General features: G+C 59.8%; 20 protein-coding genes, 1 tRNA gene and 1 pseudogene. 11 read left to right on the top strand and 11 right to left on the bottom strand.

The annotated features are described in order from the left end of the window. Positions 1 to 70: 70 nt before the first annotated feature. Positions 71 to 1,306, bottom strand: a complete 1,236-nt coding sequence (locus ACIY1O_RS08155) for a LysR family transcriptional regulator (RefSeq protein ID WP_397474593.1) — start codon at positions 1,304 to 1,306, stop codon at positions 71 to 73. 330 nt (positions 1,307 to 1,636) lie between these two features. Here ACIY1O_RS08155 and ACIY1O_RS08150 point away from each other — a divergent pair, with 330 nt between their 5' ends. After that, positions 1,637 to 2,041, top strand: coding sequence for a RidA family protein (locus ACIY1O_RS08150; RefSeq protein ID WP_397474592.1), 405 nt, complete (start codon positions 1,637 to 1,639; stop codon positions 2,039 to 2,041). Positions 2,042 to 2,065: 24 nt separating this feature from the next. Then, positions 2,066 to 2,602, top strand: coding sequence for a 3-hydroxyanthranilate 3,4-dioxygenase (locus tag ACIY1O_RS08145; RefSeq protein ID WP_397474591.1), 537 nt, complete (start codon positions 2,066 to 2,068; stop codon positions 2,600 to 2,602). 105 nt (positions 2,603 to 2,707) lie between these two features. On the opposite strand, the gene selD is transcribed toward ACIY1O_RS08145, so the two are convergent. The 9 genes and pseudogenes from selD to fdnG form a co-directional block, all read right to left on the bottom strand. Next, a complete protein-coding gene (gene selD / locus ACIY1O_RS08140) occupies positions 2,708 to 3,769 on the bottom strand; it encodes a selenide, water dikinase SelD (protein WP_397474590.1) in 1,062 nt (353 codons plus the stop codon). 155 nt (positions 3,770 to 3,924) lie between these two features. Then, positions 3,925 to 4,508, bottom strand: a pseudogene (locus ACIY1O_RS08135) (copper resistance protein B). 211 nt (positions 4,509 to 4,719) lie between these two features. Further along, a tRNA-Sec gene (locus ACIY1O_RS08130) sits at positions 4,720 to 4,815 on the bottom strand. A 37-nt stretch (positions 4,816 to 4,852) separates the two neighbouring features. Continuing rightward, the gene (selB, locus tag ACIY1O_RS08125) at positions 4,853 to 6,892 is read right to left on the bottom strand and encodes a selenocysteine-specific translation elongation factor (RefSeq protein WP_397474589.1); all 2,040 of its coding nucleotides are present in this window, start codon (positions 6,890 to 6,892) and stop codon (positions 4,853 to 4,855) included. Beyond that, positions 6,889 to 8,316, bottom strand: a complete 1,428-nt coding sequence (selA, locus tag ACIY1O_RS08120; RefSeq protein WP_397474588.1) for an L-seryl-tRNA(Sec) selenium transferase — start codon at positions 8,314 to 8,316, stop codon at positions 6,889 to 6,891. The genes selB and selA overlap by 4 nt, the downstream gene beginning before the upstream one ends. A gap of 3 nt (positions 8,317 to 8,319) precedes the next feature. After that, entirely contained in the window at positions 8,320 to 9,252 is a 933-nt protein-coding gene (gene fdhE, locus ACIY1O_RS08115) for a formate dehydrogenase accessory protein FdhE (RefSeq protein ID WP_397474587.1), read from the bottom strand. Positions 9,253 to 9,342: 90 nt separating this feature from the next. Next, entirely contained in the window at positions 9,343 to 9,987 is a 645-nt protein-coding gene (locus ACIY1O_RS08110) for a formate dehydrogenase subunit gamma (RefSeq protein ID WP_397474586.1), read from the bottom strand. Continuing rightward, positions 9,980 to 10,903, bottom strand: a complete 924-nt coding sequence (gene fdxH, locus ACIY1O_RS08105; protein ID WP_397474585.1) for a formate dehydrogenase subunit beta — start codon at positions 10,901 to 10,903, stop codon at positions 9,980 to 9,982. The genes ACIY1O_RS08110 and fdxH overlap by 8 nt, the downstream gene beginning before the upstream one ends. A gap of 9 nt (positions 10,904 to 10,912) precedes the next feature. Beyond that, positions 10,913 to 13,981, bottom strand: coding sequence for a formate dehydrogenase-N subunit alpha (gene fdnG, locus ACIY1O_RS08100; RefSeq protein ID WP_397474584.1), 3,069 nt, complete (start codon positions 13,979 to 13,981; stop codon positions 10,913 to 10,915). Positions 13,982 to 14,413: 432 nt separating this feature from the next. On the opposite strand from fdnG, the gene ACIY1O_RS08095 reads away from it, so the two are divergent. The 3 genes from ACIY1O_RS08095 (at position 14,414) to ACIY1O_RS08085 (ending at position 17,646) form a co-directional block, all read left to right on the top strand. Further along, on the top strand, positions 14,414 to 14,950 hold the full coding sequence (locus ACIY1O_RS08095) for a 3-hydroxyanthranilate 3,4-dioxygenase (protein ID WP_397474583.1): 537 nt from the start codon (positions 14,414 to 14,416) through the stop codon (positions 14,948 to 14,950). 95 nt (positions 14,951 to 15,045) lie between these two features. Continuing rightward, the gene (locus ACIY1O_RS08090) at positions 15,046 to 16,212 is read left to right on the top strand and encodes an ABC transporter substrate-binding protein (protein WP_397474582.1); all 1,167 of its coding nucleotides are present in this window, start codon (positions 15,046 to 15,048) and stop codon (positions 16,210 to 16,212) included. Positions 16,213 to 16,431: 219 nt separating this feature from the next. Beyond that, positions 16,432 to 17,646, top strand: a complete 1,215-nt coding sequence (locus ACIY1O_RS08085; RefSeq protein ID WP_487047369.1) for an MFS transporter — start codon at positions 16,432 to 16,434, stop codon at positions 17,644 to 17,646. A 58-nt stretch (positions 17,647 to 17,704) separates the two neighbouring features. Here the strand turns inward: ACIY1O_RS08085 and ACIY1O_RS08080 are convergent, their stop codons facing one another. After that, the gene (locus ACIY1O_RS08080) at positions 17,705 to 18,673 is read right to left on the bottom strand and encodes a helix-turn-helix domain-containing protein (protein ID WP_397474581.1); all 969 of its coding nucleotides are present in this window, start codon (positions 18,671 to 18,673) and stop codon (positions 17,705 to 17,707) included. A 160-nt stretch (positions 18,674 to 18,833) separates the two neighbouring features. Between ACIY1O_RS08080 and ACIY1O_RS08075 the strand changes: the two genes are divergently transcribed. The 6 genes from ACIY1O_RS08075 to ACIY1O_RS08050 all read left to right on the top strand — a co-directional run bounded on the left by ACIY1O_RS08075 (position 18,834) and on the right by ACIY1O_RS08050 (position 25,377). After that, positions 18,834 to 19,367, top strand: coding sequence for a 2,4'-dihydroxyacetophenone dioxygenase family protein (locus tag ACIY1O_RS08075; protein WP_397474580.1), 534 nt, complete (start codon positions 18,834 to 18,836; stop codon positions 19,365 to 19,367). Between the two features lie 227 nt (positions 19,368 to 19,594). Continuing rightward, complete coding sequence (locus ACIY1O_RS08070; RefSeq protein ID WP_397474579.1) at positions 19,595 to 20,128, top strand: MarR family winged helix-turn-helix transcriptional regulator; 534 nt, start codon at positions 19,595 to 19,597, stop codon at positions 20,126 to 20,128. A 35-nt stretch (positions 20,129 to 20,163) separates the two neighbouring features. Beyond that, on the top strand, positions 20,164 to 21,747 hold the full coding sequence (locus ACIY1O_RS08065) for an ABC transporter substrate-binding protein (protein ID WP_397474578.1): 1,584 nt from the start codon (positions 20,164 to 20,166) through the stop codon (positions 21,745 to 21,747). 84 nt (positions 21,748 to 21,831) lie between these two features. Next, the gene (locus ACIY1O_RS08060; protein ID WP_397474577.1) at positions 21,832 to 22,773 is read left to right on the top strand and encodes an ABC transporter permease; all 942 of its coding nucleotides are present in this window, start codon (positions 21,832 to 21,834) and stop codon (positions 22,771 to 22,773) included. A 30-nt stretch (positions 22,774 to 22,803) separates the two neighbouring features. Further along, positions 22,804 to 23,739: an ABC transporter permease gene (locus tag ACIY1O_RS08055; protein WP_397474576.1), complete on the top strand. Its 936-nt coding sequence runs from the start codon at positions 22,804 to 22,806 to the stop codon at positions 23,737 to 23,739. Positions 23,740 to 23,742: 3 nt separating this feature from the next. Beyond that, complete coding sequence (locus tag ACIY1O_RS08050) at positions 23,743 to 25,377, top strand: ABC transporter ATP-binding protein (protein WP_397474575.1); 1,635 nt, start codon at positions 23,743 to 23,745, stop codon at positions 25,375 to 25,377. Positions 25,378 to 25,380: the final 3 nt, after the last annotated feature.

The raw sequence follows: 25,380 nt of genomic DNA, 5'->3' as shown, positions 1-25,380 counted from the left end.
CGATGCGTATCGGGAGCCATCTCCCATAGTGTGGCAAAGCCCGCCCCCTCCTACCAGTGACATTAGCCGTTCAGCTATGCGTATCGCTTATATATTCGTCCTCCACCAGCGACCGCATCTCTTCCATGAAAAGACGCAAACCCACGCCGGGGTCGGCGTCCTTGCGAAGAGCCAGCCCGATTTCGCGAGTCGTTTCCTTCACCTCGACCGGGATGACGTCCAGCAGTCCGGCCGCCATCCCGCGCAGCACCTGCCGGCGGGACAATAGGGCAAGCCTATCGCTGTCCTGCAGCAATGCCTGCACCACCACGGCACTGTTGGCTTCCAGCGGCCCCTCGGGCGCCGGCACGCCGTCGGCCGCGAAAGCGCGTTCGAACGCATCCCGCGCGGGCGTTCCGGTCAGAGGCGCTATCCATGACGCAGCGGCCAAATCGCGCAAGCCGCGCAGCGGCCGATGCAGCAATGGGTGACCGTGACGCGCCACCACCGACAAGGTGTCGGCGAAGAGAGGCATCTGGACGATGTGGGGCGATACCTGGGCGGTCCGCAGCGCGCCCACGATCACGTCGACGTCGGCATGCAGCAGTTGATTGAGCAGGGCGTCGTAAGTGCCATCGACGACAGTGACGTGCAGATCACCGTGGTTGGCCAACATGCGATCGACGGCGCGCGGCACCAGCACACCGGCCGAAAGCGGCAAAGATCCCACGACGATCCGGCCCCGCGTACGCCCGTGCACTTCGCTCAGGTCTTCGTCAGCTAGACGCAGCTCGTTCAATGCCAGCTTGGCGCGCCGCAAGACCGCCTCACCGCTTTCGGTCAGGCGCATGCCTCTTGTCAGGCGTTCGAACAAACTCGTGCCCAGCATGTATTCGACTTGGCGCAAGGCCTGGCTGATTGCGGGCTGGCTAACCTTCAGACGCCGGGCGGCGGCCGACTCGGAACGGGTTTCGCAGAACGCGATATATGCGGCCAGATGCCGGTAAGAACAGGCGCCGGCGAAGCGCCCCTTGAGCGCACGCGCGCTTGAGCTGGAGCTGGAAGCGGCTTCGTCCGACAGGCGCGAGGCTTCTGCCTCGGCCTGCTCGAGTTGCGTCAGCGCCCGGTCGGCCCGATGCGCAAGAATGCGGCCTTCGCGCGTGGGCAACATGCCGCGCGCGCCGCGTTCGAACACCGGAATGCCCAGTTGGGCTTCCAGTTGGCGAACCGCACGAGCGATGGCCGACTGCGACAGCGGCAGCAATGCCGCCGCCTGTGCCGTGCTGCCTGCGCGGCACACCGCCAGCACCGAGCGTAATCGCTTCAAGTGCTGTGCCAATGAGCCGGTTCCAGGCTTGTCTCGCTTTTCGTCAGCCGCCAAAATACGCTCTTATGGAAATCGAGAGGGATGCCGGCATTGTACCGACGGAACGGGCGGCCCTGACATCAAAAGCCTAAGGTGCTCAAGCGTGCAGCCAAAGGTGTCCGCCATATGGTGGAGCCGAGTCAGATAGTGCTTGGCCAAATTGACCCGGGCCGTGGACAATGCCACGCTTCTGAGCTACATTAAAATATCGATTTTTCATATAAACTCGATATAAGCAGATAATTTAGTATCGCTAATAAAATATCGACCGCTCGCGCAAAGGATAACCAAATGCCCAAGATTATTGTCCATAGCAACGCCGCACCCACTACCGGGTTTACCGACAAGAACACGCCCTCACCCCTGGCTCAAGCCATCCGCGCAGGCGATTTTCTCTATGTATCCGGTCAGGGGCCGCTCGACCCATCCACCAAAGAAGTGGTGTCCGACGACATCCGCGAACAAGCCAAACAAGTGCTTGGCAACGTGGCCGCGGTGCTCGAAGCCGGTGGCGCCACCATTGCCAACGTGGTGAACATGCGCGTCTGCCTGCGCAACGTCTCTGATTTCCCCGCCTTCAACGAAGTCTTTCGCGAGTTCATGCAAGGAGAGAAAACCACGCGCACGTGCACGGGTGGTACACCGCATAGGCAGGGTGTGCTGGTGGAAGTGGACTGCGTCGCCTATCTGGGCTGACACTGCACACAACAAGGAGGCGCCATGTACAAAATGCCCATCGTTTCACTTCCGGGCGAAGGCAATATGCTCGACGAAACAGGACGCTATGTCAGCGTCCTGTGGCAAGAGCCCGAATCACTGGTCTTCGTTGCGCGCGGCCGTCCCTACCGCAGCGAGTTCCACGTCAACCCCACCGACGAAGTCATGTACATGATCAAGGGGCAGATGAACCTTCATTACCGCACGCCCGAAGGCAAAGAGGAAATCGCCGTGCTTCCCGAAGGTTCCGTCATCTACACGCCCGCCGGCATACCGCATTCACCCCGCTTCCCGCCCGACGCCCATCTGTTGGTGCTCGAGCGCAAGCGCCGCGAAGGCGAGGTGGATCGCTTTCAATGGTATTGCCCAGAGTGCGACGCGTTTTTGCACGAAGAAGAATTCACCGTCAGCGACTATGCGGTTGACCCCGTGGGCAAAGCCTACAAGCGCTTCTACGACTCCCTGGAACACCGCACGTGCAATGAATGCGGCCACGTCATGCCCAACGCCCTGGCCGAATCCGAGAAAAAAGACCAATAAGGCGCGGCTCGGCGAATAAGCGTATGGGCTAATGGGCGTGCGGCGCGCTGGGCGGTTTCGCCGCGACGTTCTAAGCGCAATTGCAAACTCCGCAGGGCTCAGGGCTCAGGCGACGTACACACGAGCCGGGCCGTCGCGCATTTCGCCAATGACAACAGCCTGGCCGAAGCCCTCGGAATGGAAAATATCCAGCACCTGACGCACCGCCTCGGCGCGGCATGAAACCAGCAGGCCGCCGGAGGTTTGGGGATCGGTCAGCAAGGCACGATCAGCCTCGTCCAGACCCGGGGCAAGTTCAATACCCTCGCCATAAGCTTCCCAGTTGCGGCCCGAAGCGCCGGTGACCACCCCCTGCCGGGCAAGTTCCTGCACGCCGGGCAGCCAGGGCAGATCGGCCAGGCGCAGATGCGCCGCCACGCCCGAACCGCGAGCGATTTCCAGCGTATGCCCCAGCAGGCCGAAGCCGGTGACGTCGGTAAGCGCGTGCACGCCATCGAGCGCCGCCAGCGCGATACCGGGACGATTCAATTGAGTCGTGGCATCGATCATGGCCCGATAGCCATCCTCGGACAGCAAATTCTTCTTGAGCGCGGCTGATAACACTCCAACCCCCAACGGCTTGCCCAGGATCAGCACATCGCCCGCCTGCGCGTCGGCGTTGCGCTTGATGCGATTGGGGTGCACGAGCCCCATGGCGGCCAGGCCGTAAATGGGCTCGACTGAATCAATGGAATGCCCGCCGGCGATGGGCACGCCCGCCGCGCTGCACGCCGCGGCGCCGCCTTCGAGTATGGCTGCAATATCGGCCTTGGGCAGCACATTGATCGGCATGCCGACAATGGCCAGCGCCATGATGGGCGTACCGCCCATGGCGTATACGTCGGACAACGCGTTAGTGGCCGCAATACGGCCGAAATCGTACGGGTCGTCGACGATGGGCATGAAGAAATCGGTGGTGGCGATCAGCGCCTGCTCGTCGTTGAGCTTGTACACCGCCGCATCGTCCGAGCTTTCATTGCCCACCAGCAGGTTTGAATACGCCTGCACGCCGGGCATGCCCGCAAGCAGCTCCGACAGTACTCCAGGCGCAATCTTGCAGCCACAGCCGCCGCCGTGCGACAGCGAAGTAAGGCGAGGAGGAGACTGGAGGATGGGGGAACCGGACATGAAACGTCTCCGACAAAGCCTGCGGCAAAGCCTTCATCTGCACAAAGAAGCCGCGGCAAAAAGAATGATTCAAAGCTTTATCTTTATCGTACTTGATTTCAGGCCTTTCGAACGAAGGCTCCAACCTGGCTTTTCGGGCAACGACCGCCCGCACCCTAGAAACGAAGGCTTACGCCAGCCACGAACCTGGTCTCGTGCCTGGGCTCGCCGTCCTGCCGCGCGTAGTCGGCGGTTTTGCCGAACTTGCCCTGCCACTCCACGCCTATATAAGGCGCAAACCCACGGTCACTTCCGACAAACCTGAGCCGATGCCCCATTTTTCGTCATTCCTGCTGTAGAAATCCATCTCTATGCGGGGCCGCAAATACATGCGCCGGGCAAGGGAAACCTCGGATGCCATGTCCAGTTCGACCGCCGCCCGGCCTGAAGACCCGACATGAGCGGCAAGATCGATGTCGAGCCAGCCGGACGCGAACCCCTCCGCTCCCAGCACCAGCCACTGCCTTTGCGCAATGCCCCGCCCATGGTCCAACCGGACGCCCAACTGGGTATCCCAGGATGTCGCAACCGAATGGCCCCATAGAAATTGGCTCTTGGCTTCGCGCAATTCGCCGTTCGTCGCCACACCCTCGGCCTTCAGCACGAGCTGGTTCTTGGCGCCGCCCAGCGACGCTTGCCCATCGTACGCCACCCATTCGCCTGCACGCGCCCGCACGTATTCCAACTTGTCGAACTGCATGGAGAAGAAGCCATCGTCTTCCTCCTGGCCGGACGTTTGGCCAGGCGCGGCAAACGGCATCGCCCCCATCACCACGGCCATCAATAATTTTTTTTGTACTTGCATGAACGACAGCGGGCTCAACAAGGGTTAGTCGATGTGAACATACAAACGGGGCAGCCGGCGTTCCATGACCAGCGAACGATACCGGACAAATATAAAGCGAAAGAGATGGCGGAAAGCAGCAGGAGTCGAACCTACCTGGGAACGTCTGACGCCCCCAACTGGGTTTGAAGCCCAGCCGTGCCACCGGACACGAATGCCTTCCGTAAGGACTTTCCGTAAAGACCTTCCATAAGGAAGCCCTATGATAGCCGCTGCCAGAACGTCGCGCTATCGCCACGCGGCACGTGCCTGTCGCGCAAGCGCCGTGTGTAGCCGGCGCGATCGAAGAACTCAAGTATTTGTATGGCCCGCTTGCGCCCAAGGCCTGTGGCATCGCGAAACTCCGCCGCGGTGACCCCCTCTTTGCCGCCCAGGCTGTCCACCAGCTCGGCCAGGCGAGCAACCTGGTCCCGGTGATAAAACAGATCGCGAACCACCTGGTACAGATGGCCGCCGCGGACCACCTTGCGCAGCAATTGCCGCACAAGGTCTTCGGGCTGATCGAATCGGGCCGCAAGGTCTCGAACCCAGGGTGGATCAAAGGCCCCCTCGTGAATGGCCGGAAGCAGGCGCTGGGCCAACTGAGACTCGCCTTCCGTCAGCGCGACCTCGTGTCCAGGCTTGTGCAGCCAAGGCCCATTGCGCACCAGTCGCTTGTCGGCCACCAGTTCGTCGCGCAATGCCGGCCACAGCGCCTCGGGCAGGGTCGGCAAGGCCACCCGCCGCAGGCGGGCGGCATCGAGGCCGGGCTCGTCGGGCCAGCGTTCGTGGAAATTTTCCAGAGCCTGCTCAACCATCCGGGCTAACGCGTCCCAGTGATCTTTCAGGATCAAAGTACGTATCGCACCCTCGCCGCGCGCTTGTACCCACAAGGCGCCGTCCGGCAGCTCACTGTCTTGCGGACTACGCCCCACCAGGCGCATCAGGCGAAGCTCATCAAGCCCGTAGGGGGCTTCTTTAAGCACGTGGCCCAGGCCTGAGCCATGTTTCAGTTCGGCCACCGCCTGCAGCCAAGCCAATCGTTGTTCGCTGCGACGTTTCCGATCAGGCGCATTGGCATCCAGCACCATCCCGCCGCCCACGGTGCGGCTGGCCTGGGCATTGCGCACGATGAAGCGGTCGCCGGGCATGGAACACACGGGCTCGTCGAATACCAACTGCACCCAGCCGGTCTGGCCGCTGGGCAAGGGATCGGGCGATAGCGGCACAGCATGGGCGACGTAGCGGGCAGCGCCCAGGTGCACGTGTAAAGACGTCCAGGCTCGCATCGGCGCCTCGGCGGAGTCAAGCAGCGTCAGTTGCACATCGACGTTGCGCGCAGGCGTGAAACAGCGCTCGTCTGCAATCCAGTCTCCGCGCTGGGCGGCATCGCGCTCGACGCCGCCCAGGTTCAAGGCGCAGCGCTGGCCGGCCCGACCTTGGCGCGCTGCTTGATTCTGGGCGTGGATACTGCGCACCCTGACAGCCCGCCCCGCCGGCATCAGCCGCAACGATGTCGTCTCGTCATCCAGGTTGAGAACGCCGCCATGCACTGTGCCGGTTACGACAGTTCCATGGCCTGGCAGGGAGAACACCCTGTCTATGGCCAGCCGAAACAGGCCATCGGAGCGGCGCGCGGCCATGGCTTGGGCCGCTTCGTGCAGATGCAAGCGCAATGCGGCAATGCCTGGCATGTCGAGCGACGAACCTCTGCCGCTCAAGCCGCCGGCATCGTGCCCGTCTGCGCCCTTATCGCGGAAATGGTCACTTTCCGAGCCGTCATGCGCAGGTTGGTCTGCCTCAGGCAAGACAGCGGCGGCATTGGTCTCGAACACCGGCATGCCTTCAAGAAACGTTCCCTCGGCAAGCACCGCCAATTGAGCATGCACTTCTTGCAGGCGAGCCGGCTCAACGCGGTCGATCTTGGTAAGTGCCACGGCGCCTTGCGACACCCCAAGCAGGCTCAAAATGGCGAGATGCTCGCGAGTTTGAGGCATGACGCCATCGTCAGCCGCCACCACGAGCAAGCCGAAATCTATGCCGGTCGCACCGGCGGCCATAGTGTGTATCAGCTTTTCATGGCCGGGCACGTCGATGAAGCCCAATATGTCGCCATTTTCCAATGGCGTGTAGGCATAGCCCAGCTCAATGGAAATCCCGCGTTTTTTCTCTTCTTTCAAGCGATCGGTTTCTACCCCGGTCAGCGCCCGCACCAGGGTGGTCTTGCCATGGTCGATGTGCCCCGCCGTACCGACAATCATGGAGCCAGGCGCTTCAGTTGCGCAACGAACTCAGCCTCATCGGCGGCTTCGAGGCAGCGCAGATCGAGCCACAAAGCGTCTTGAGCCACCCGACCAATGACGGGACGAGCCAGCTCGCGCAGGCGCCGCTCAAGGTTTTGCAATGCCCGCCCCGGCCGCCCAGGGCCGGCATGGCGTATTGCCAAGCCATAACTGGGCAACTGGTCGATTGGCAGCGCACCGCTGCCAATCTGGCTGAAAACGGGTTCGGCCCGCACCGCATAGCCGGCGCCCAACGCACGTTGCAGCAAAGGTTCCAGCCGCTGCGCCTGAACCTGCATATCGGCCATGGGCCGAGTAAGCAGGCGCAAGGTAGTCAAGCGCTCGGCAAGACGTTCCGGCGAACGGTAAAGGGCCAGCACAGGCTCCAGAGCGGCAAGCGTAAGCTTACCGACCCGCAATGCACGCTTGAGGGGGTTTTTCTTGATCTTCTTGATAAGATCGGCACGGCCCACCAGCAAGCCCGCCTGGGGCCCGCCCAGCAGCTTGTCTCCGCTGAAAGTGACTATGTCGGCGCCCGCCTCGACGGTGTCGCGCACAGTAGCTTCTTTGGGCAAGCCCCATTGGGTCAGATCAAGCAAGGTGCCACTGCCCAGATCGACTGCCGTGGGAAGCCCCTGGCGACGGGCCACCGCGGCCACCTCAGCCACCTCGACGCTTTTGGTAAAGCCGGTAACCTCGTAGTTGCTGCAGTGCACCTTCATGAGCATGGCGGTGCGCGGGCCGATGGCCTGCTCGTAGTCGGCCAGATGAGTGCGATTGGTGGTACCCACCTCGATCAGCTTGGCGCCGGCGCGTTGCATGATATCGGGTATGCGGAAGGCCCCGCCGATTTCGACCAGCTCGCCACGCGACACGACCACTTCGCGCCGATTAGCCAGTGCATTGAGCATCAACAACACGGCGGCGGCATTGTTATTGACCACGGTGGCGGCTTCGGCCCCTGTCAACTCGCACAGCAGGTCGTCGACCAGGTCGTCACGGTCGCCGCGCTTTCCCGTCGACAGATCGAACTCAAGGTTGGCGGGCGACTTCAACGCCCGTAAAACCGACTCAATAGCCTCGTCGGGCAGCAGCGCCCGGCCCAGGTTGGTATGAAGCACGGTGCCTGTGAGATTGAAAACAGCGCGCAGCCGGGGCTGATCGGCCGCTGCCAACCGCTTATGCGCCAGGCCAAGCAAGGCTTCTTCCTGCACCGCCTCGGCGGCAAGCTCACCCTTCAGAGCTTGCTGCCGTACATCAGACAGCAGGTCGCGCAAGATGCCCAGCACGCGGCTGCGGCCATATTCAGCAAGCAGCGCGGACGCCGGGACGGCGGCAAGCAGCCGTTCGACCGAGGGGATATCGGACGCGCGCGCCGGTGCGGCTTGTGGCGTAACCGCCATGCTTCAGGGCTCTGTGCCCTGCCAAAGCAGGGGATTGCCACTGGTTCGCGAATAGCCCTCTTCACCCATCAACACGTCAAGCGTCAGGCTGGCCAGGTCGTCGGCTACCGGATCGACATGGAAATCTTTTTCTTGATAGAAGATTTTGCGATAGCTGTGGCATTCATCGCAGGATTCGGCCTTGATGGCTTCGGGGCCGTCTTCGATCGTATGGTAGGCGATCGACTTGGTGGCTTCGCAATGCGAGCAGGTTACGCGTACTAGATGCCATTCAATCGAACACAACGAACAGCACAAATAACGACAGCCGTCGGCCTGGCCGCCCACGTGGACCACACTGGAGACGGGCAAGCTGCCGCACATGGGACATACGCCAAATGGGTTTACAACCGGCAGGTTACCGATATCGAAATCGATGGCAAGGCTGGTCCAGTAGACCTGCAACGCGGCCATGATGAAAGGGGCCGTGGCGCTGTCAATGTCAGCATCGCGCTCGGCCAGAATGGCGTCCGCCTGCGCCTCAATGGCATCGGGGTCTGCCGACATCTTGTCTTGCAGGGCCGCGATGACCGCCTTGGCCGGCTCGGGCACGTCGGCCAAGGCCGCCATATGCTCAAGCAGGGCGGATAAAATCTGCCGCCACTGCGGGTCGCGGTTCCAGCCGATGGCTTGCAAGGGGGGCATGCCATGCGATTGGGCCAGCGAAATCTGCTGTTCGCTTGCCGAGGGCACCGAACAGTTCTGAAGGGCCTGATGCTGGCCATCGACCAGGTGAGCCATCAGCGACAAATAACCGGCGGCCGGGTGATCTGTAGCCAACTGCCTGAAACGGGCCGCACGATCGGCAAAAACAGACGCCCGCACCGGTTCGCGAAACCGGGGAATTCGCGTGTGATCCAGCGATTCAATTTCGCCACGCTCGAGAATTCGCTGCAAAGCACTCTCCTGAAAAATATGGCTGCCCGGCACGGACACCGGGCAGCCATTACAGTCTACGATGCCCAGAAGGGGCAAGGATGAAAGACCCTACTTGCGAGTTGGAAGACCCCGCAGCTGGCGGAACCAGGCACGATGATGCTTCCAGGCCCAACCCGGTGTAACGGTGCCGCGGGTCATGGAGCGCATGGAGCCCTTGACCCAGAAGCCCGCATAGATGTGCACAATGATGGCGCAAATTATTAAAAATGCAAAGATGGCATGCAACACCGAGGCCAATTGAATCAGCCACAAGCTGAAGTAGATGTCGAAGAACTCGCGCCACATGACTATGCCGGTTAGCAGCAGGCCGATCATAAGCAGGATAAGCGCAAAATACAGCACTTTTTGCCCCGCGTTGTAGCGGCCCACGTCAGGCACCCTTTCTTCGCGCTTGTTCATGACATCGTCGAACTGCCTGAGCCACTGGCGATCGTTCTTGTCCATCTTGTTGTGCCGGAACATCCGCGCAGCAAGAACGAAGAACAACAGGAACATGAACACGCCGATCCAGGGATGCAATATGCGCGTCCAGGTGCCACCGCCAAACAGATTGGTCAGCCAATAGAAGGCGGGATGAAACAGCGCCAGCCCGGACAGCGCCAATAGAATGAACGCAATGGCGACGATCCAGTGATTAGCCCTTTCACCCGGCGAATAGCGCTCGATGAGCCGGGATTTCTTGACGTCATTCATGAGTAGCCTCCTGCGATTGGCGTTGGCTTTCTTCCTCTGCCCGGCGCTCGTCCTCTTCGTCGACCTCGTTGGGGCCGACTCGGATATAGTGGAAGAAGCCGGCCAGCGCTGTCAGGGCCATGGCGGCGACCCCCAGCGGCTTGGCTATTCCCTTCCAGAGCGACACCATCGGACTGATGGTGGGGTCTTTGGGCAAATCGCTGTACAAAGCGGGCTGGTCGGCGTGGTGCAACACGTACATGACGTGGGTGCCTCCGACCCCGGCCGGATCGTACAAGCCGGCATTATCGAAGCCCCGCGACTGTAGGTCGACGATGCGGTCGTCGGCGTGCTTGATCATGTCTTCTTTGGTGCCGAACACAATGGCGCCGGTAGGACAGGTTTTGACGCACGCGGGCTCTTGGCCCACCGCCACGCGGTCGGAGCATAAGGTGCACTTGTACACCTTGTTGTCCTTCTTGGAAATGCGCGGGATGTCGAACGGGCACCCGGTAATGCAGTACCCGCAGCCAATACAGTTCTCTTGGTGGAAGTCGACGATGCCGTTGTTGTACTGGACGATGGCGCCCGGAGCCGGACAAGCTTTGAGGCAGCCCGGGTCTTCGCAGTGCATGCAGCCGTCTTTGCGGATCAGCCACTCTAAGTCGCCGGCGTCGTTCTCGTACTCGGAGAAACGCATCAGCGTCCAGGAGTTCTCGGTAAGGTCGGCGGGGTTGTCGTACACCCCAACGTTGGTACCGATTTCGTCCCGGACATCGTTCCATTCCATGCAGGCAACCTGGCAAGCCTTGCAGCCTATGCACTTTGTGGTGTCGATGAGCTTGGCCACCCCGCCGCCAACGATCGCGTCGCGCTCGCTGGGCATGGGGGTGGTGGTGGCGGAGCGCCTCTTGATATCCAATGATTGCAATGCCATGGCTTACTCCTAAACTTTCTCGACGTTAACCAGGAAGGACTTGAACTCGGGCGTTTGCGAGTTGCCGTCCCCCACCGGTGGCGTCAATATGTTGGCCAGGAAGCCCGGCTTGGCAAGACCGACGAAGCCCCAGTGGAGCGGAATTCCCACCTGGTGCACGGTTTTGCCATCGACCTGCAGCGCCTTGATGCGCTTGGTAACCACTGCCACCGCCTTGATGAACCCCCGATTGGAGGACACCCTTATGCGCTCGCCGTTGGCAATGCCAAGCTCTTGAGCCAGCGCGTCGCCGATTTCGACGAATTGCTCGGGCTGCATGATGGCATTGAGTTCGACGTGCTTGGTCCAGTAGTGGAAGTGCTCGGTCAGGCGATAGGTAGTGCCCACATACGGGAATTTATCCACCTTGCCCATCGACGCCAGGTCGTCCTCGAAAACACGAGCCGCCGGGTTGCTGACGGCGCGCGTCTCGTCGGGATAGACCGGGTTGTAGCCCAGCGGGTTCTCGAACGGCTCGTAGTGAGTGGGGAATGGACCTTCGGCCATGCCCTTGCGAGCGAAGAATCGCGCCACACCTTCGGGGTTCATGATGAAAGGCCCCATGCCGTCGAGGGGATTTTCATCCACTTTGAAGTCGGGGACGTCGGCGCCGACCCATGCCTTGCCATTCCAGTTGATGACACTGCGGCGTGGGTTGAACGGCTTGCCTTCCAGGTCGCAAGATGCGCGGTTGTACATGATGCGCCGGTTGGCAGGCCACGACCATGCCCAGTTCAACGTTTGACCGATACCCGTTGGGTCGCTGTTGTCGCGACGGGCCATAAGGTTGCCGGCCGGCGACCAACAGCCCGCATACAACCAACAGCCGCTGATGGTGGAGCCATCGTCGCGCAGCTCGCCGAAGCCGGCCAACTGTTCGCCCGCCTTGCGTGTGACGCGAGTCGGGTCGTTGGGATCGACCAGATCGGCCAGTGCACGGCCGCTGTACTCTTTAGCCAGTTCTTCGGCCGTGGGGTTGTCCGGGTTGGAGTATGGCCACCACAAGTTGACAATGGGATCGGCAAAGGCCCCGCCGTCTTTTTCGTACTTGGCCTGGATGCGCCTGAACAGCGACGCCATGATCTCGATGTCGCTCTTGCCTTCGCCGGGCGGGTTGGCGCCCTTCCAGTGCCATTGCAGCCAGCGCCCCGAGTTGACCAGCGCGCCTTCCTCTTCGGCAAAACAGGTGGTCGGAAGGCGGAAGACTTCGGTCTGGATGGAAGCCGTATCGACGTCGTTGTATTCGCCGACGTTGCGCCAGAACTCGGACGTTTCTGTGACCAGAGGGTCCATGATCACCAGGAACTTGAGCTTGGCGAAGGCTTCGTCAAGCTTGGCCTTGTACGGCGCCGCGGCCAAGGGGTTGAAGCCCTGACAGATGTAGCCGTTCATCTTGCCCTGATGCATCAGTTCGTACACCTGCATCATGTCGTACGGCTTGTCCATCTTGGGCAGGTAGTCGTAAGCCCAATTGTTGTCCGGGCGCGCGGCGTCGCCAAACCAGGCCTTCATGAGGCTGACATGGAACTTGCTGTAATTGCGCCAATAGCTGAGCTGGTTGGGGCGCAAGGGCAATTGCGTGCGGCTGGCGATATAGGCGTCGTAATCCTGCTCGGCATCGTTGGGCAGGGTGAGATAGCCCGGCAACAGGTTGGACATCAGGCCGATATCGGTAAGGCCCTGGATGTTCGAGTGGCCGCGCAGGGCGTTCATGCCGCCGCCGGCAACACCGATATTGCCCAGCAGCAACTGCACCATGGCGCCCGTACGGATTATCTGCGAGCCGATGGAGTGTTGAGTCCAGCCCAGCGCGTACATGATGGTGCCGGCGCGATCGGGCGTGGCCGTGGAGGCCAGCATCTCGCACACCTTCAGGAACTTGTCTTCCGGCGTGCCGCACACGCGCGCCACCATCTCGGGCGTATAGCGCGAGTAGTGCTCCTTCATCAGTTGATACACCGTGCGCGGGTGCTGCAGCGTGGGGTCGACACGGGCATAGCCGTTTTCGTCGAGCTCGTAATCCCACGACGCCTTGTCGTAGACGCGCTTTTCTTCGTTGTAGCCTGAATACAGGCCCTCTTCGAAGGTATAGTCTTCGCGCACGATAAACGGCAAGTCGGTGTAGTTGCGCACGTATTCGTGCTGGATTTTGTCGTTTTCGAGCAGGTAGCGGATGACACCGCCCAGGAAGACGATGTCGGTACCGGTGCGGATAGGCGCGTAATAGTCAGCCACAGACGCCGACCGCGTAAAGCGCGGATCAACGACAATGAGCTTGGCTTTGTTATGAGCCTTTGCTTCAGTTACCCACTTGAATCCACAGGGGTGCGCCTCGGCGGCGTTTCCGCCCATGATGAGCACAATATCGGCGTTCTTGATGTCGACCCAATGGTTCGTCATCGCTCCACGGCCAAACGTCGGGGCAAGACCTGCCACCGTCGGACCATGTCAGACACGAGCTTGGTTGTCGAATCCAAGTGCGCCAAGGCTGCGGACAACCTTGTGCGTTACATAAGCAACTTCGTTGGAGCTTGCCGATGCGGCCAGCATGCCGGTGGTAAGCCAGCGATTGACCAGCTGGCCGTTTTCATTTCGCTCGATGAAGTTGGCGTCGCGGTCTTCTTTCATGAGCGTGGCGATGCGTTCGAGCGCGTCGTCCCATGAAATACGCTGCCACTTATCGGAACCTGGAGCGCGGTATTCGGGATACTTGAGGCGGTTCGGGCTGTTGATGAAATCAAGCAGACCCGCACCCTTGGGACAGAGCGTGCCCCGGTTCACGGGGTGGTCGGAGTCTCCCTCGATGTGCATGATGCGGGCGGTGGCATTCTTGCCGCCGTCGCCCAGACCATACATAAGCACCCCACATGCCACTGAACAGTAAGGACAGGTGCTGCGCGTTTCTGTCATGCGCGCAAGCTTGTATTGGCGAACTTCCCCCAGTGCCGGACTGGGGGCGGCCCCCAGCAAGGTCAGGCTGGAGCCCGCCAATGTTGCTCCTGTCACCTTGAAGAATTGCCGTCGACTCATGTTGACCATGACGCTCTCCAGATGAATAAACAACTGATTTTTGTTGTATCGGTTCGGAATAACCCTGATCTTTGTCGGGTATAGGTCGAGTATAGGACTCACTTTTAAAAAAAGCCAAGGAATAAGCGGGAATTCAGCCTAAATCGTTGTTGAGACTTATTAGCATTACTCTTTGCCTGGCCCTATCCAAGCGGGATTCCGGACGACATCCGTCTTCGTTCAACGTGGCTCATGTCCAATTATTTCAATGTATGCGCTATATTCATGGGAATATAGCTAATGCGCCTGCGGCCCCCACCAAAGCCATCCCGCGCCAACCGGTGATGGTCAAACCATTCCATTTCGCTTTATGCTGAATGCAAGGATGCCTATACTGAAAAATCCAGGCTCCATCGCCATGCCGCCGCCATAAAAATAAAAGACCCGATCAAGGAGAATGCCATGTTCAAATATGGACACCCCCTCAACTTCAAGCGCTGGCTCGAGGACAACGATCATCTGCTCAAGCCGCCGGTCGGCAACCAGCAGATATGGGAAGACGCCGATTTTATTGTCACCGTGGTGGGCGGCCCCAACCATCGCACCGACTTTCACGACGATCCGCTTGAAGAGTTTTTCTATCAGTTCAAGGGCAACGCCTATCTGAACATCATGAACGATGGCAAGCGCGAGCGCATCGAGCTGCGCGAAGGCGACATGTATCTGATGGCGCCGCACGTAAGACACTCGCCGCAACGCCCCGAGCCGGACAGCCGCTGCCTGGTCATCGAGCGCCAGCGCCCCGAAAAGCTGCTGGACGGCTTCGAATGGTATTGCCTTGAATGCAACCATCTGGTGCATAGGGTCGAGGTTCAGCTCAAAAGCATCGTGGCCGACCTTCCCCCGCTGTTCGAAAACTTCTATGAAAACCCCGACCTCAGGGTTTGTCCAAATTGCAAAGCGGTGCACCCTGGCCGCCACGCCCATGGACCGGCCTAGCTTCACTCGCCCGCACAATCCCCTTTTCCCTTTTCCGCTTACTCTTGTATCCTGACGTTACTGGACACCTACATTAACCAAACAAAGGAAGAGACATGACACACATTAAGAAACTGGTCCTTGCTTCCGCCATTGCCCTGGGCTTTGCGGGCGGGGCGGCACAGGCCGAGGTCAAGATCGGCCTTATCACCACCTTGTCTGGCGGCGGCGCTGCGCTGGGCCACGACCAGCGCGACGGCTTCATGCTGGCCGTCGAGCAAAACGGCGGCAAACTGGGCGGACAAGACGTCAACGTCATCATTGAAGATGATCAGCTCAAACCCGAGTTGGGCGTACAGATTGCACGCAAGCTGGTCAACAACGACAAGGTCGATTTTGTCACCGGCATCATTTTTTCCAACGTCATGATGGCGGCGCGCACTCCCATCCTCGATTCCAAAACATTCCTGATCGGCTCCAACGCGGGCCCCTCGCCCATGTCGGGCGCCGAATGCTCGCCGTATTTCTTCTCCACCTCGTGGAACAACGACCAATTGCATGAAGGCGGTGGCCAGATCGCTACCAACGAGGGCTACAAAAAAATGTACATCATGGCGCCCAACTACCAGGCCGGCAAAGACGCGCTGGAGGGATTCAAGCGTTTCTATGATGGCGAGGTGATCGACGAGGTCTATACCCAAATTGGCCAAATGGACTATTCCGTCGAAATCGCCCAGCTGCAACAGGCCAACCCCGACGCAGTCTATGTGTTTTATCCCGGCGGAATGGGCGTCAACTTTGTGAAGCAGTACCGCCAGGCGGGCTTGCTGGGCAAGGTGCCGCTAATTTCCGCCAGCACGGTCGACGGCTCCACTTTGCCCGCGCTTCAGGATATCGCCCTCGGGGTCATCACGCATGCGCCTTATGCGCCCAACCTCGACAACGCGCAGAACAAGCAGTTCGTGGAAGCCTTCGAGAAAAAATACAACCGCTCGCCCTCGCTGTATGCGGCCCAATCGTATGATGCCGCCAACCTTATCGCTTCGGCCATTAAAAAGCTCGACGGCAACCTGCAAGACAAAGACGCTGTGCGCAAGGCTCTGGAAGCTGCCGACTTCGACTCCGTGCGTGGCGATTTTTCATACAACAACAACCATTTCCCCATTACCGACTGGTATCGTGTCGAAGTCGTCAAAGGCGATGATGGCAAGGTTGAACTGGCTGCCACGGGCGTCGTCTTCGACGACCACAAAGACGCCTACTACCAGCAGTGCAAAATGTAGTTCGCAACTCTCAATAACCTGAGAAGCCCTGGTTCGGGCAACTCGTGAAAAAACCGGCTCTCTGCCCCAGGCTTGGAGCCGGTTTTCATTCAGGGGCGTGTCAGGCCGGCCCCCCATATTTGTGCGAGACTTTCCCTCTCTATATACTTTTGGCTCCCCTGGCATGGCTGGGTAACCTCGTACAAGCTAGGCAATACACAGAAGGACGCAGCGCTTTTCATGAACACCAAGAACATACCCAGCAGCGATCGTTCTTATTTGTGGGTATGCATAGCGATGTGTGTCGGCGTCATGGGCACGGCACTGGCCAGTCCGCTGTACCCGCTGTATCAAGAAGCCTGGAGCCTTGACCCCAGCCAGATCGCCCAACTGTACGTGGCCTACATGGTTGCCGCCCTGGCCACGCTGCTGTTCCTGGGCCGCCTATCCGACCGCTACGGTTTTTTGCCTGTCCTGCGCACCGGCATCATCCTGGTCACAGTGGGCATTACGGTTTCGGCCTTGGCATGGGACGCGCTTAGCTTTACCTTCAGCCGCATCCTCATCGGCCTGGCCTCGGGAATGATCGTTCCTTCGGCGTCGTTAGGGTTGACGCAGCTTAGCAAGGGCAGCAACAGCCAACGAGCCGCTGCGGCGATCAGCCTTACCCTGGCTTTTGGCTTCGGGCTTGGCCCGGTGGTGGGCGGGCTGATTGCCCAGTGGACACCTTATCCGCTCATTAGCTCTTACATACCCTCCATCGTATTGGGAATCCTGGCCACATATGCCTTGTTCCGCCTCAACATCCACAGCAAGCCGGTCACTTCCACGGCCCAGGGTTGGCGCCGGTGGCTGCCCGCGCTAGCCCTGCCGGCACGGCCGCTGATCCGACCCTACCTGATCGGCAGCTTGGCCGCCTTCAGCGCCTTCGGCATGTTCAGCCTGTACGCCTCTCTGGCGCCCAGCTTCATGGACCGCATGGTGCCCTGGCACGGGCCGGCGGTTAGCGGGCTATCGATCGGGATCATCCTGTTCCTGTCGGCCGCCTTTCAGTTCGTGGCCCGGCCATGGGCCACAAAACGGGTGGTCATCTGGGGCTTGTTGTCGCTGTTGCTGGCCAACATTTTGCTCTCGCTCAATACCACCACTACGTCCCCGCTATTGTTTATCTCCAGCGTGTTGACCACCGCACTTGGCCATGGGCTTTGCAATTTGGGGGGAATCAGCGTGGTCAACAAAGTGGCGCCCCCGCATCAGCGCTCGGTGCTGCTTTCCACCTACATGATGATCGCCTACCTGGGCAGCATCCTGCCGGTGCTGGGCATGGGTTGGCTGGCCGACCACATTGGGCTGACCCAGGCTTTGCTGGCCTTCTGCGCCTGCATCGGCCTGCTCGTCGCCTGTCTCGCTTTGCTGGCGCTGCGCACGCCGGCGATTACCGTCAGTACGTCTTAAGTCTTAAGGCCGGCGCATTGCATGACAGCCGATAAAGACAAGACCACAGCAGGGCAGCCTAGCAATTGCGGTCGCGCGCTTGTGTGGGGGTCATTCCATAGTGCTGCCGAAACACGCGCGAAAAGTGCGCCTGGCTGACAAAACCCCATTTGAAGGCAATGACAGCCACGCTAAGGTGGGCAAGCCCCGGGTCGGCCAGATCGACACGGGCTGCGCGTAATCGGCATGCCCTTATGTATTCAGTGGGTGTGGCGCCCTCGGCCGCAAAAAGCCGGCTCAAGTGCCGCGACGAAACACCCAGTGCGGCGGCAACCTGTGATCCGTCCAGCTGGGGCTTATGCAGATTCCGCGCAATATATGCACGAGCTGCCGCCAGATATGAAACGCTAAGGCCCGTGCCCGGTTTGCCCGCAAGATGGTCCGACACCAGGGTTTGCAATACGGCATGAACCTCGGCACGCAGGGCAGGGGCGTCGGCGTAATGGGGCCGACCGATGAAGTCGGTCGAACGCTGCCGCAAGCTCATGGCCAGTACCCGCCCCGCGCCCTGTCGGCCGTCGATCTTGATCGGCCGAGCCAGCGCATTGGGCGGCAACTGATCGCACAGGAAGTCTGATGGCAAATCGAACAGCAGTTGCCGCATACTATCGTTGAAACCTATCGCGTAAGGCCGCTGGATGTCGTATAGGATCAGGTCGCCGGGCTCGAGCATATGGCAGTCACCGCCCTGATAAAAAAAGCCTTTGCTTTTCAACACCAGGCTGGCAAAAATCGCCGGCTTGGGGTGGCGCCTGACCATTTCGCTGTTGCGCTCGATAACGTGCCGGTTCCCGCTGATGTCCGCCAGGCGCAGGCCGCCCAGGTCGTAATTGGTTTGCGCTGCGCGCAATCCGTCGTCGTCGAACGACGAGCTGCGCAAACCGACGAGTACAGAGGTGTTCTTGTCGTTCCAGTAATCGATACGGTCTGCAACTGCGACGTCGTCTGTCGACCATTGGGTATAGGCGGTGCTGGGATAGGTATTCATGGCTGCTATGCTGGAACAAGCCGTTAGCTGCGGCACGCGTGTCCGAGTATGGATGCATGTCCGGTAAAGACAAGTTTAATGTCCGTTTCAAGCAAAAAATGCCGCAAAGAGCACAGTAGACTTTAGCAAACTTTCATATTTCCGTTCTAAGGAGACTGCCATGGCTGAAAAAGCTATCACCGAATTCTGGAAAGATCTCAAGCCCATCGCCAACGTATTCAAGGCCGATGCCAAGAAAGAAACCTACATCTCGAATGCGCCGACCGAAGATGAGCGGTACTACGTACCATTCAGTGAAACGGTTTCCTCTCGTCCGTTGTGGATTTCGCCCTCGCAAAACAAATGGGCCGACATCCTGATGGCCAAGTCCGCCGGCCTGGTGAATCGCCACTATCATCCGCACGAGGTGTTCGCCTACACCATCTCGGGCAAGTGGGGATACCTTGAGCACGATTGGACGGCCACCGCCGGCGACTTCATCTACGAAACCCCGGGCGAAGGCCACACGCTGGTGGCCTACGAGCACGATGAGCCCATGCGCACCTTCTTTGTCGTCAAAGGGCCGCTGATCTGGCTGGACGAAGACGGCAATGCCGACGGCTACTTTGATGTGCACGACTACATCAAGCTCTGTAAGGACCATTACGAAAAGGTCGGCATCGGCGCCGACTATGTAGAATCGCTGTATCGCTAGCAACCGCGGCACGCCGCCCCCCGCGCCCTTGAGCGCGCCTGGGGCGGGCCTGCAATTATCAATGAAACAAGGAGGCGTTCCATGGGGCGCCTCCTTTTTTGCCGGTTGCGCCGGCTTTTTTCCCACACGGCACAGGCAACCCCCGTGTAAACACCCATATTCCCCATTATCGGGCTGTGGCACTCTTCAATTTAGTTGCATATTTCAACTATTGCCGATTGCACACAATGACCAGACCCAGCACGCCAAAGCCCCTTGACATCAAGATGGACTACGTCACGTTCAAGATCGACGTGGTCAACGAGCGCGCCAAGGCCATTGCTTCCGATGTGTATGAGCAAAAAGTGGGGTTGTCGCTGCGCGAATTACGCCTGATGCGTTTCATCGCCACCCAGCCGGGCATGACAGTCACGCGTCTGGTCGAGCAGACCCACATAGAAAAAACCCTCACTTCCAAGGCGCTTGCGGCGCTGGTGAAGCGCAAGCTGGTGTTGCGGGCCATCGACCCTCAGGATGCGCGCCAGACCAACCTGTATCTGACCAACGAAGGCATTGAAAAAGTAAAAACGGCCGACGTTATCGGCCGGCACATGGAAGCCAACATGATGAGCGTTCTCTCCGAGGCCGAAGCGGAAACGCTCAAGTACTGCCTGAAGCAGCTTTACGCTCTGCACGAAGACACTCAGCGCGCCACCGAAGTGTTCCTTCGGCCGCTCGATTCCATTTCCCCCCAACCAACGCCACTTACCGACGCCAAGTAGCACCCTACGGCGTCACCCCTCGAGGAGACAAAAAAATGAAAACCAAGCTGCTGCGGCTGACAGCCGCGATCGCCCTGGCAAGTGCAACCGCCATGGCCTGGGCGCAAGACAGCCAGAACGTATTGCGCATGGTGCCCCAGGCCGACCTGAAGGTGCTCGACCCTATCTGGACCACGGCTTTCGTCACACGCGACCATGGCTACATGGTTTACGACACTTTGTTCGGCATCGACAGCGACGGCAAAGTAAAGCCGCAAATGGTGGACACCTACAGCTCTGATGCCGACGGCCTTAACTGGACGCTGACCCTGCGCGAAGGGCTGGTTTTCCATGACGACAAGCCGGTTACTGCCGCTGATGTGGTTCAGTCGCTGAAGCGCTGGAGTCAACGAGACGGGCTGGGCCAAAAAATGTTCGCCGTGCTGGACAAGATCGAAGCCGCCGACGACAAAACCATCAACCTGCACTTCAACAAGCCTTTTGGCATGGTGCTTGATGCCTTGGCCAAGCCGTCCTCCAACCCGCCCTTCATCATGCCCGAGGAAGTGGCCAAAACACCCGCCAGCGAACAGATATCCAGTACAGTGGGTTCGGGCCCATACGTCTTCAAGGCCGACGAGTTCCGCCCCGGCGAAAAAGCCGTATACGTCAAGCACGACAAGTACACTGCGCGCGACGAGCCTGCCTCCGGCACGGCCGGCGGCAAGCACGTATACATTGACCGTGTCGAGTGGGTGATCATCAAAGATGCGCAAACCCAGGCCAATGCGCTGGCCAACGGCGAAATCGACATCGTGTCATGGGTGCCTGCCGAGCAGTATGCAGCCCTAAAGGCCAACCCCAATGTAGAGCTGGTGGCCCCAGTGCCCAAGGGCATGTATGCCATGCACCTCAACCATTTCGTGCCGCCATTCGACAACCCCAAAATCGCTCAGGCCGCGCTTCTGTCGTTGAACCAGGAAGCGCTCATGCGCGCACAACTGATCAACAAAGATCTTTACAACGCCTGCGCCTCGATCTATCCGTGCGATTCAGAGTTCGGCTCGGGCGACACCGGCTCTTTCACAGGCAAGCCTCAGTTCGAGAAATCCAAGCAACTGCTGAAAGAGGCCGGCTACAACAACGAGCCCATCGTTCTGATGAACCCGTCCGACTTCTCCTTGCTTAACAAGTTTCCTCCCGTGCTGGCGCAACTTCTGAAGCAGGGCGGGTTCAACGTTGATATGCAGTCCATGGATTGGCCAAGCCTGGTTACGCGCCGCGCCAGCAAGAACCTGCCCAACGACGGTGGCTGGAACGTCTTCGTCACCGGCTGGGGCGCTTCCGACACCATGAATCCGCTGTATTTTGCTCCCATGACAGGCAATGGCGAGAAAGGCTGGTTCGGCTGGGCGACCGACGAGAAGCTGGAACAACTGAAAACCGAATTCCTGACCGCCATGGATGATGGCAAGCGTAAGGAACTGGCACAGCAGATTCAGCAACAGGTTTTGGAAACCGGCTTGTATGGCCCGCTGGGTGAAGCCCTTACCTACACCGGAGTGCGCAAGGGGGTGATCAGCGGGCTGGTAAAGGCCCCGGTCAACGTGTTCTGGAACATCAAGAAAGAGCTGCCTTAAGGCAGATACGGGTTGCCCTGCGCATGCGGGGCAACCCGTGCGCGCTCGCCCGCCTTCTTTACCGCCCCCTTCCTCGAGACCGCCATGCTTGCATTTTTCTTGCGCCGGATACTTGCGACTGTTCCCGTGCTGATCATCGTCGCGCTCATCGTATTTTTCATGCTGCGCCTGGCGCCCGGCGACCCGGCCGCCGCCATCGTGGGCAACAGCGGCACTGCGCACGACATAGCGATGGTGCGAGCTTCATTGGGGCTTGATGACTCCATGCCGGTACAGTTCGTGCGATGGGTGGGCCAGCTTGTCCAGGGCAACCTGGGTGAATCTTTCTTCATGAAGATCCCCGTGTCCAAGCTGATTGCCCAACGTATCGAGCCCACTTTGTCACTGGCCGCCCTGACGCTGGTCCTGGCAGTAATGATCTCTGTACCCTTGGGCGTACTGGCCGCATGGCGCCACGGGGGCTGGCTTGACCGCACTCTGATGGGGTTTTCGGTGTTGGGTTTTTCGATCCCCGCCTTTGTGCTGGGCTACATACTGATCTGGCTGTTTTCGCTTCATTTGCAATGGCTGCCGGTGCAAGGCTATTCGCGCCTAGAAAATGGAATTCTTCCCTGGCTAAGACACCTGGTCCTGCCTTCGATTGCGTTGTCCATCATCTACGTGGCCCTGATCGCCCGTGTCACGCGCGCCGCCGTAGCCGAAGCCATGACCGAGGACTATATCCGCACCGCACGCGCCAAGGGTATTTCTGAAGCCCGGGTCTTGATCCGGCACGGCCTGGCCAACGCAGCCGTGCCCATCGTTACGGTCATCGGCATCGGCATCGCCCTGCTTATCGGCGGCGTAGTCGTGACGGAAACCGTGTTCGCCATTCCGGGCCTGGGACAGCTTACCGTCGACGCCGTGCTGTCGCGCGATTTCCCTCTTATACAGGGCATCATTCTTTTCTTTTCCGTGATCTATGTATTCATCAACCTGTTGGTCGACCTGAGCTATCTGGTGCTCGATCCGCGCATCCGCTACTAAATTCCGCGCAATGTTATGGCTGAAACCATCATGAACCACGAAACATCCATGGCGCTGCCTGAAACCGCAGCATCGTCCTCGCCGGATAGGCGGCGGGCCCTGGCCAAGGCAATGCGCAACGGATCGGTGCGCATCGGGGGCGGCGTATTGCTGTTGCTGATTCTCATGGCGGTGCTGGCGCCTTGGCTGGGCACCATCGACCCCAACGCCATAGACCCGGCCAGCGGCAACATGCTGCCCTTGGCCTCCGGCGAATTCATGAGCCTGGCCGGCGATACCTTTCAACATTTTTTCCTGATGGGCTCGGACGCGCTTGGCCGAGATATCTGGAGCCGCACGGTGTATGGCGCGCGAATCTCCATCACCATAGGTATCGCCGTTGCAGTGCTGGCCCTGGTCCTGGGCATGCTGATCGGCTTGCTGGCCGGCTACTTTCGCAGCGTAGACGGCCTCATCATGCGCCTGATGGACGGCCTGATGGCCATACCCGGCATATTGTTCGCGATCTGCCTGGTGGCCTTGTTCGGCGGCACGGTAACGACGGTGGTCATTGCCATCGCAATACCCGAGATTCCCCGCGTGGCGCGCCTGGTGCGCTCGGTGGTTCTGACGATACGCGAAGAGCCATATGTTGAAGCGGCCATCGCGCTGGACACGCCCATCTGGAAGATTCTTTTCAAGCACATATTGCCCAATGCCATCGCGCCGCTGATCGTACAAGGAACCTACGTGTGCGCCGCAGCCATCCTGGTTGAAGCCATACTGTCGTTCCTGGGCGTGGGGCTGCCCACCGATATGGCCACCTGGGGCAACATCATGTCCGAGGGACGCGCCCAGTTCAACGAGTTTCCCCACAACGTGCTATTGCCGGGCATATTCCTGGCACTGACGGTTCTGGCTGTGAACGTGCTGGGCGACGGCCTGCGCGACACCCTCGATCCCAAGCTCCATAAAAGAGAGGGCTAAGCCATGAACGCCAGCACCATCGCCTCAGGCGACACACCCGTCCTCAGCGTACGAAACCTGACCATCAGCCTTCCCGGCGGGGCAGACCGCCCCCATGCGGTCGAAGACATTTCCTTTGAGGTTTCGCCGGGCAAGATACTGTGCCTGGTGGGTGAATCGGGGTCGGGGAAATCGGTAATCGCCAACGCTGTAATGGGCCTGCTTCCCAAGCAGCTTGGGCTCAGCAGCGGGTCGATCAAGCTTCAGGGCAAAGAACTATTCAACGCCTCCCAAGAGCAGCTGCGCCGGCTTCGAGGCACGGCCATGGCCATGGTTTTTCAAGAACCCATGACGGCCTTGAACCCCACGATGAGCTGCGGCGCGCAGGTTGCGGAACTGCTCAAGCAGCACACCGCGCTGAATTCCTCCCAACAGCGTCAAGCTATTTTGGAAATCTTCGCGCGCGTCCGGCTTCCAGAGCCCGAACGCATCTTCGCCTCGTATCCGCATCAGCTTTCGGGCGGCCAGCGGCAACGCATTGTCATCGCCATGGCCTTGATTCTGAAGCCCGCCCTGCTTATCTGCGACGAACCCACCACGGCGCTGGATGTCACGACCCAGGCCGAGATACTGAAACTGATCCTGACCTTGCAGCGCGAAAGCGAGACCGCCGTGCTGTTCATTACGCACGACTTCGGCGTGGTGGCCGAAATCGCCGACGAGGTTGCAGTGATGCAACTGGGCTCCATGATCGAGTCGGGCTCGAAGACGCAGGTGCTAACCCGGCCCGGCAAGCCCTATACCCAGATGCTTCTGAAGGCCGTGCCGTCGATGACGCCCTCTGCCCGGCCCGCCATACCCCATGCCGAGCCATTGCTGGCGGCACATGGCGTTTCAAAAACCTACCGCACGGGAAGCTGGCCTGCCAAGCGCCGTGAAGTACGCGCAGCGCATGATGTTTCGCTGTCGGTGCGACCGGGCGAAACCGTGGGCATCGTTGGCGAATCAGGTTCGGGGAAGTCGACAATCGCGCGCTGCATCGCTCGCCTGATCGAGCCTTCGTCCGGCGATATTCTTGCGCTTGGCCGGTCGATGGCCCACGCCGGCCATCGACAGCTTTCGCCTTTTAGGCGCCACGTTCAAGTTGTCTTCCAGGACCCTTATCGTTCGCTGAACCCGCGCCAGACGGTTGGCGCTTCGATCATCGAAGGGCCGATCAACTTCGGCGTGCCGCGCGACCAAGCCTGGCGTCGAGCCCAGGAATTAATGCATCTCGTACGCCTGAGCCCCGAAGCTCTTCATCGCTATCCCAGCGAATTCTCGGGCGGCCAACGCCAGCGCATCTCAATTGCCCGGGCACTGGCCTGCGAAGCCAAGGTGCTGATCGCTGACGAGGCCGTGTCGGCGCTTGACGTATCCGTTCAGGCGCAGATTCTGGAATTACTTGCCGACATCCAGAAGCGGCTGTCGCTGGGCATATTGTTCATCACCCACGACCTGCGCGTCGCCAGCCAGATTTGCGACAGCATCATCGTCATGCATCAAGGCGAAGTCGTCGAGCAAGGCGGTACGCAAGAAGTCTTCAACACGCCCCGGCACGCCTACACCGCCAAGCTGTTGGCATCGGCGCCGGGGCGCGATTTTTGTTTTCAAGGTTAATTC

Origin of the sequence: Pusillimonas sp. (assembly GCF_044464525.1) — a bacterium.
Taxonomy (GTDB): Bacteria; Pseudomonadota; Gammaproteobacteria; order Burkholderiales; family Burkholderiaceae_B; genus Pusillimonas.
Note: the sequence above shows the minus strand (reverse complement) of the source record. Positions and strands in the feature narration are given on the sequence as shown.

Bases quoted from the DNA above. Each gene is read 5' to 3' on its own strand.
- ACIY1O_RS08150 (WP_397474592.1), top strand. From the start codon at position 1,637: ATGCCCAAGATTATTGTCCATAGCAACGCCGCACCCACTACCGGGTTT.
- ACIY1O_RS08145 (WP_397474591.1), top strand. From the start codon at position 2,066: ATGTACAAAATGCCCATCGTTTCACTTCCGGGCGAAGGCAATATGCTC.
- selD (WP_397474590.1), bottom strand. From the start codon at position 3,769: ATGTCCGGTTCCCCCATCCTCCAGTCTCCTCCTCGCCTTACTTCGCTG.
- selB (WP_397474589.1), bottom strand. From the start codon at position 6,892: ATGATTGTCGGTACGGCGGGGCACATCGACCATGGCAAGACCACCCTG.
- selA (WP_397474588.1), bottom strand. From the start codon at position 8,316: ATGGCGGTTACGCCACAAGCCGCACCGGCGCGCGCGTCCGATATCCCC.
- ACIY1O_RS08110 (WP_397474586.1), bottom strand. From the start codon at position 9,987: ATGAATGACGTCAAGAAATCCCGGCTCATCGAGCGCTATTCGCCGGGT.
- fdxH (WP_397474585.1), bottom strand. From the start codon at position 10,903: ATGGCATTGCAATCATTGGATATCAAGAGGCGCTCCGCCACCACCACC.
- ACIY1O_RS08095 (WP_397474583.1), top strand. From the start codon at position 14,414: ATGTTCAAATATGGACACCCCCTCAACTTCAAGCGCTGGCTCGAGGAC.
- ACIY1O_RS08090 (WP_397474582.1), top strand. From the start codon at position 15,046: ATGACACACATTAAGAAACTGGTCCTTGCTTCCGCCATTGCCCTGGGC.
- ACIY1O_RS08085 (WP_487047369.1), top strand. From the start codon at position 16,432: ATGAACACCAAGAACATACCCAGCAGCGATCGTTCTTATTTGTGGGTA.
- ACIY1O_RS08080 (WP_397474581.1), bottom strand. From the start codon at position 18,673: ATGAATACCTATCCCAGCACCGCCTATACCCAATGGTCGACAGACGAC.
- ACIY1O_RS08075 (WP_397474580.1), top strand. From the start codon at position 18,834: ATGGCTGAAAAAGCTATCACCGAATTCTGGAAAGATCTCAAGCCCATC.
- ACIY1O_RS08070 (WP_397474579.1), top strand. From the start codon at position 19,595: ATGACCAGACCCAGCACGCCAAAGCCCCTTGACATCAAGATGGACTAC.
- ACIY1O_RS08065 (WP_397474578.1), top strand. From the start codon at position 20,164: ATGAAAACCAAGCTGCTGCGGCTGACAGCCGCGATCGCCCTGGCAAGT.
- ACIY1O_RS08060 (WP_397474577.1), top strand. From the start codon at position 21,832: ATGCTTGCATTTTTCTTGCGCCGGATACTTGCGACTGTTCCCGTGCTG.
- ACIY1O_RS08055 (WP_397474576.1), top strand. From the start codon at position 22,804: ATGAACCACGAAACATCCATGGCGCTGCCTGAAACCGCAGCATCGTCC.
- ACIY1O_RS08050 (WP_397474575.1), top strand. From the start codon at position 23,743: ATGAACGCCAGCACCATCGCCTCAGGCGACACACCCGTCCTCAGCGTA.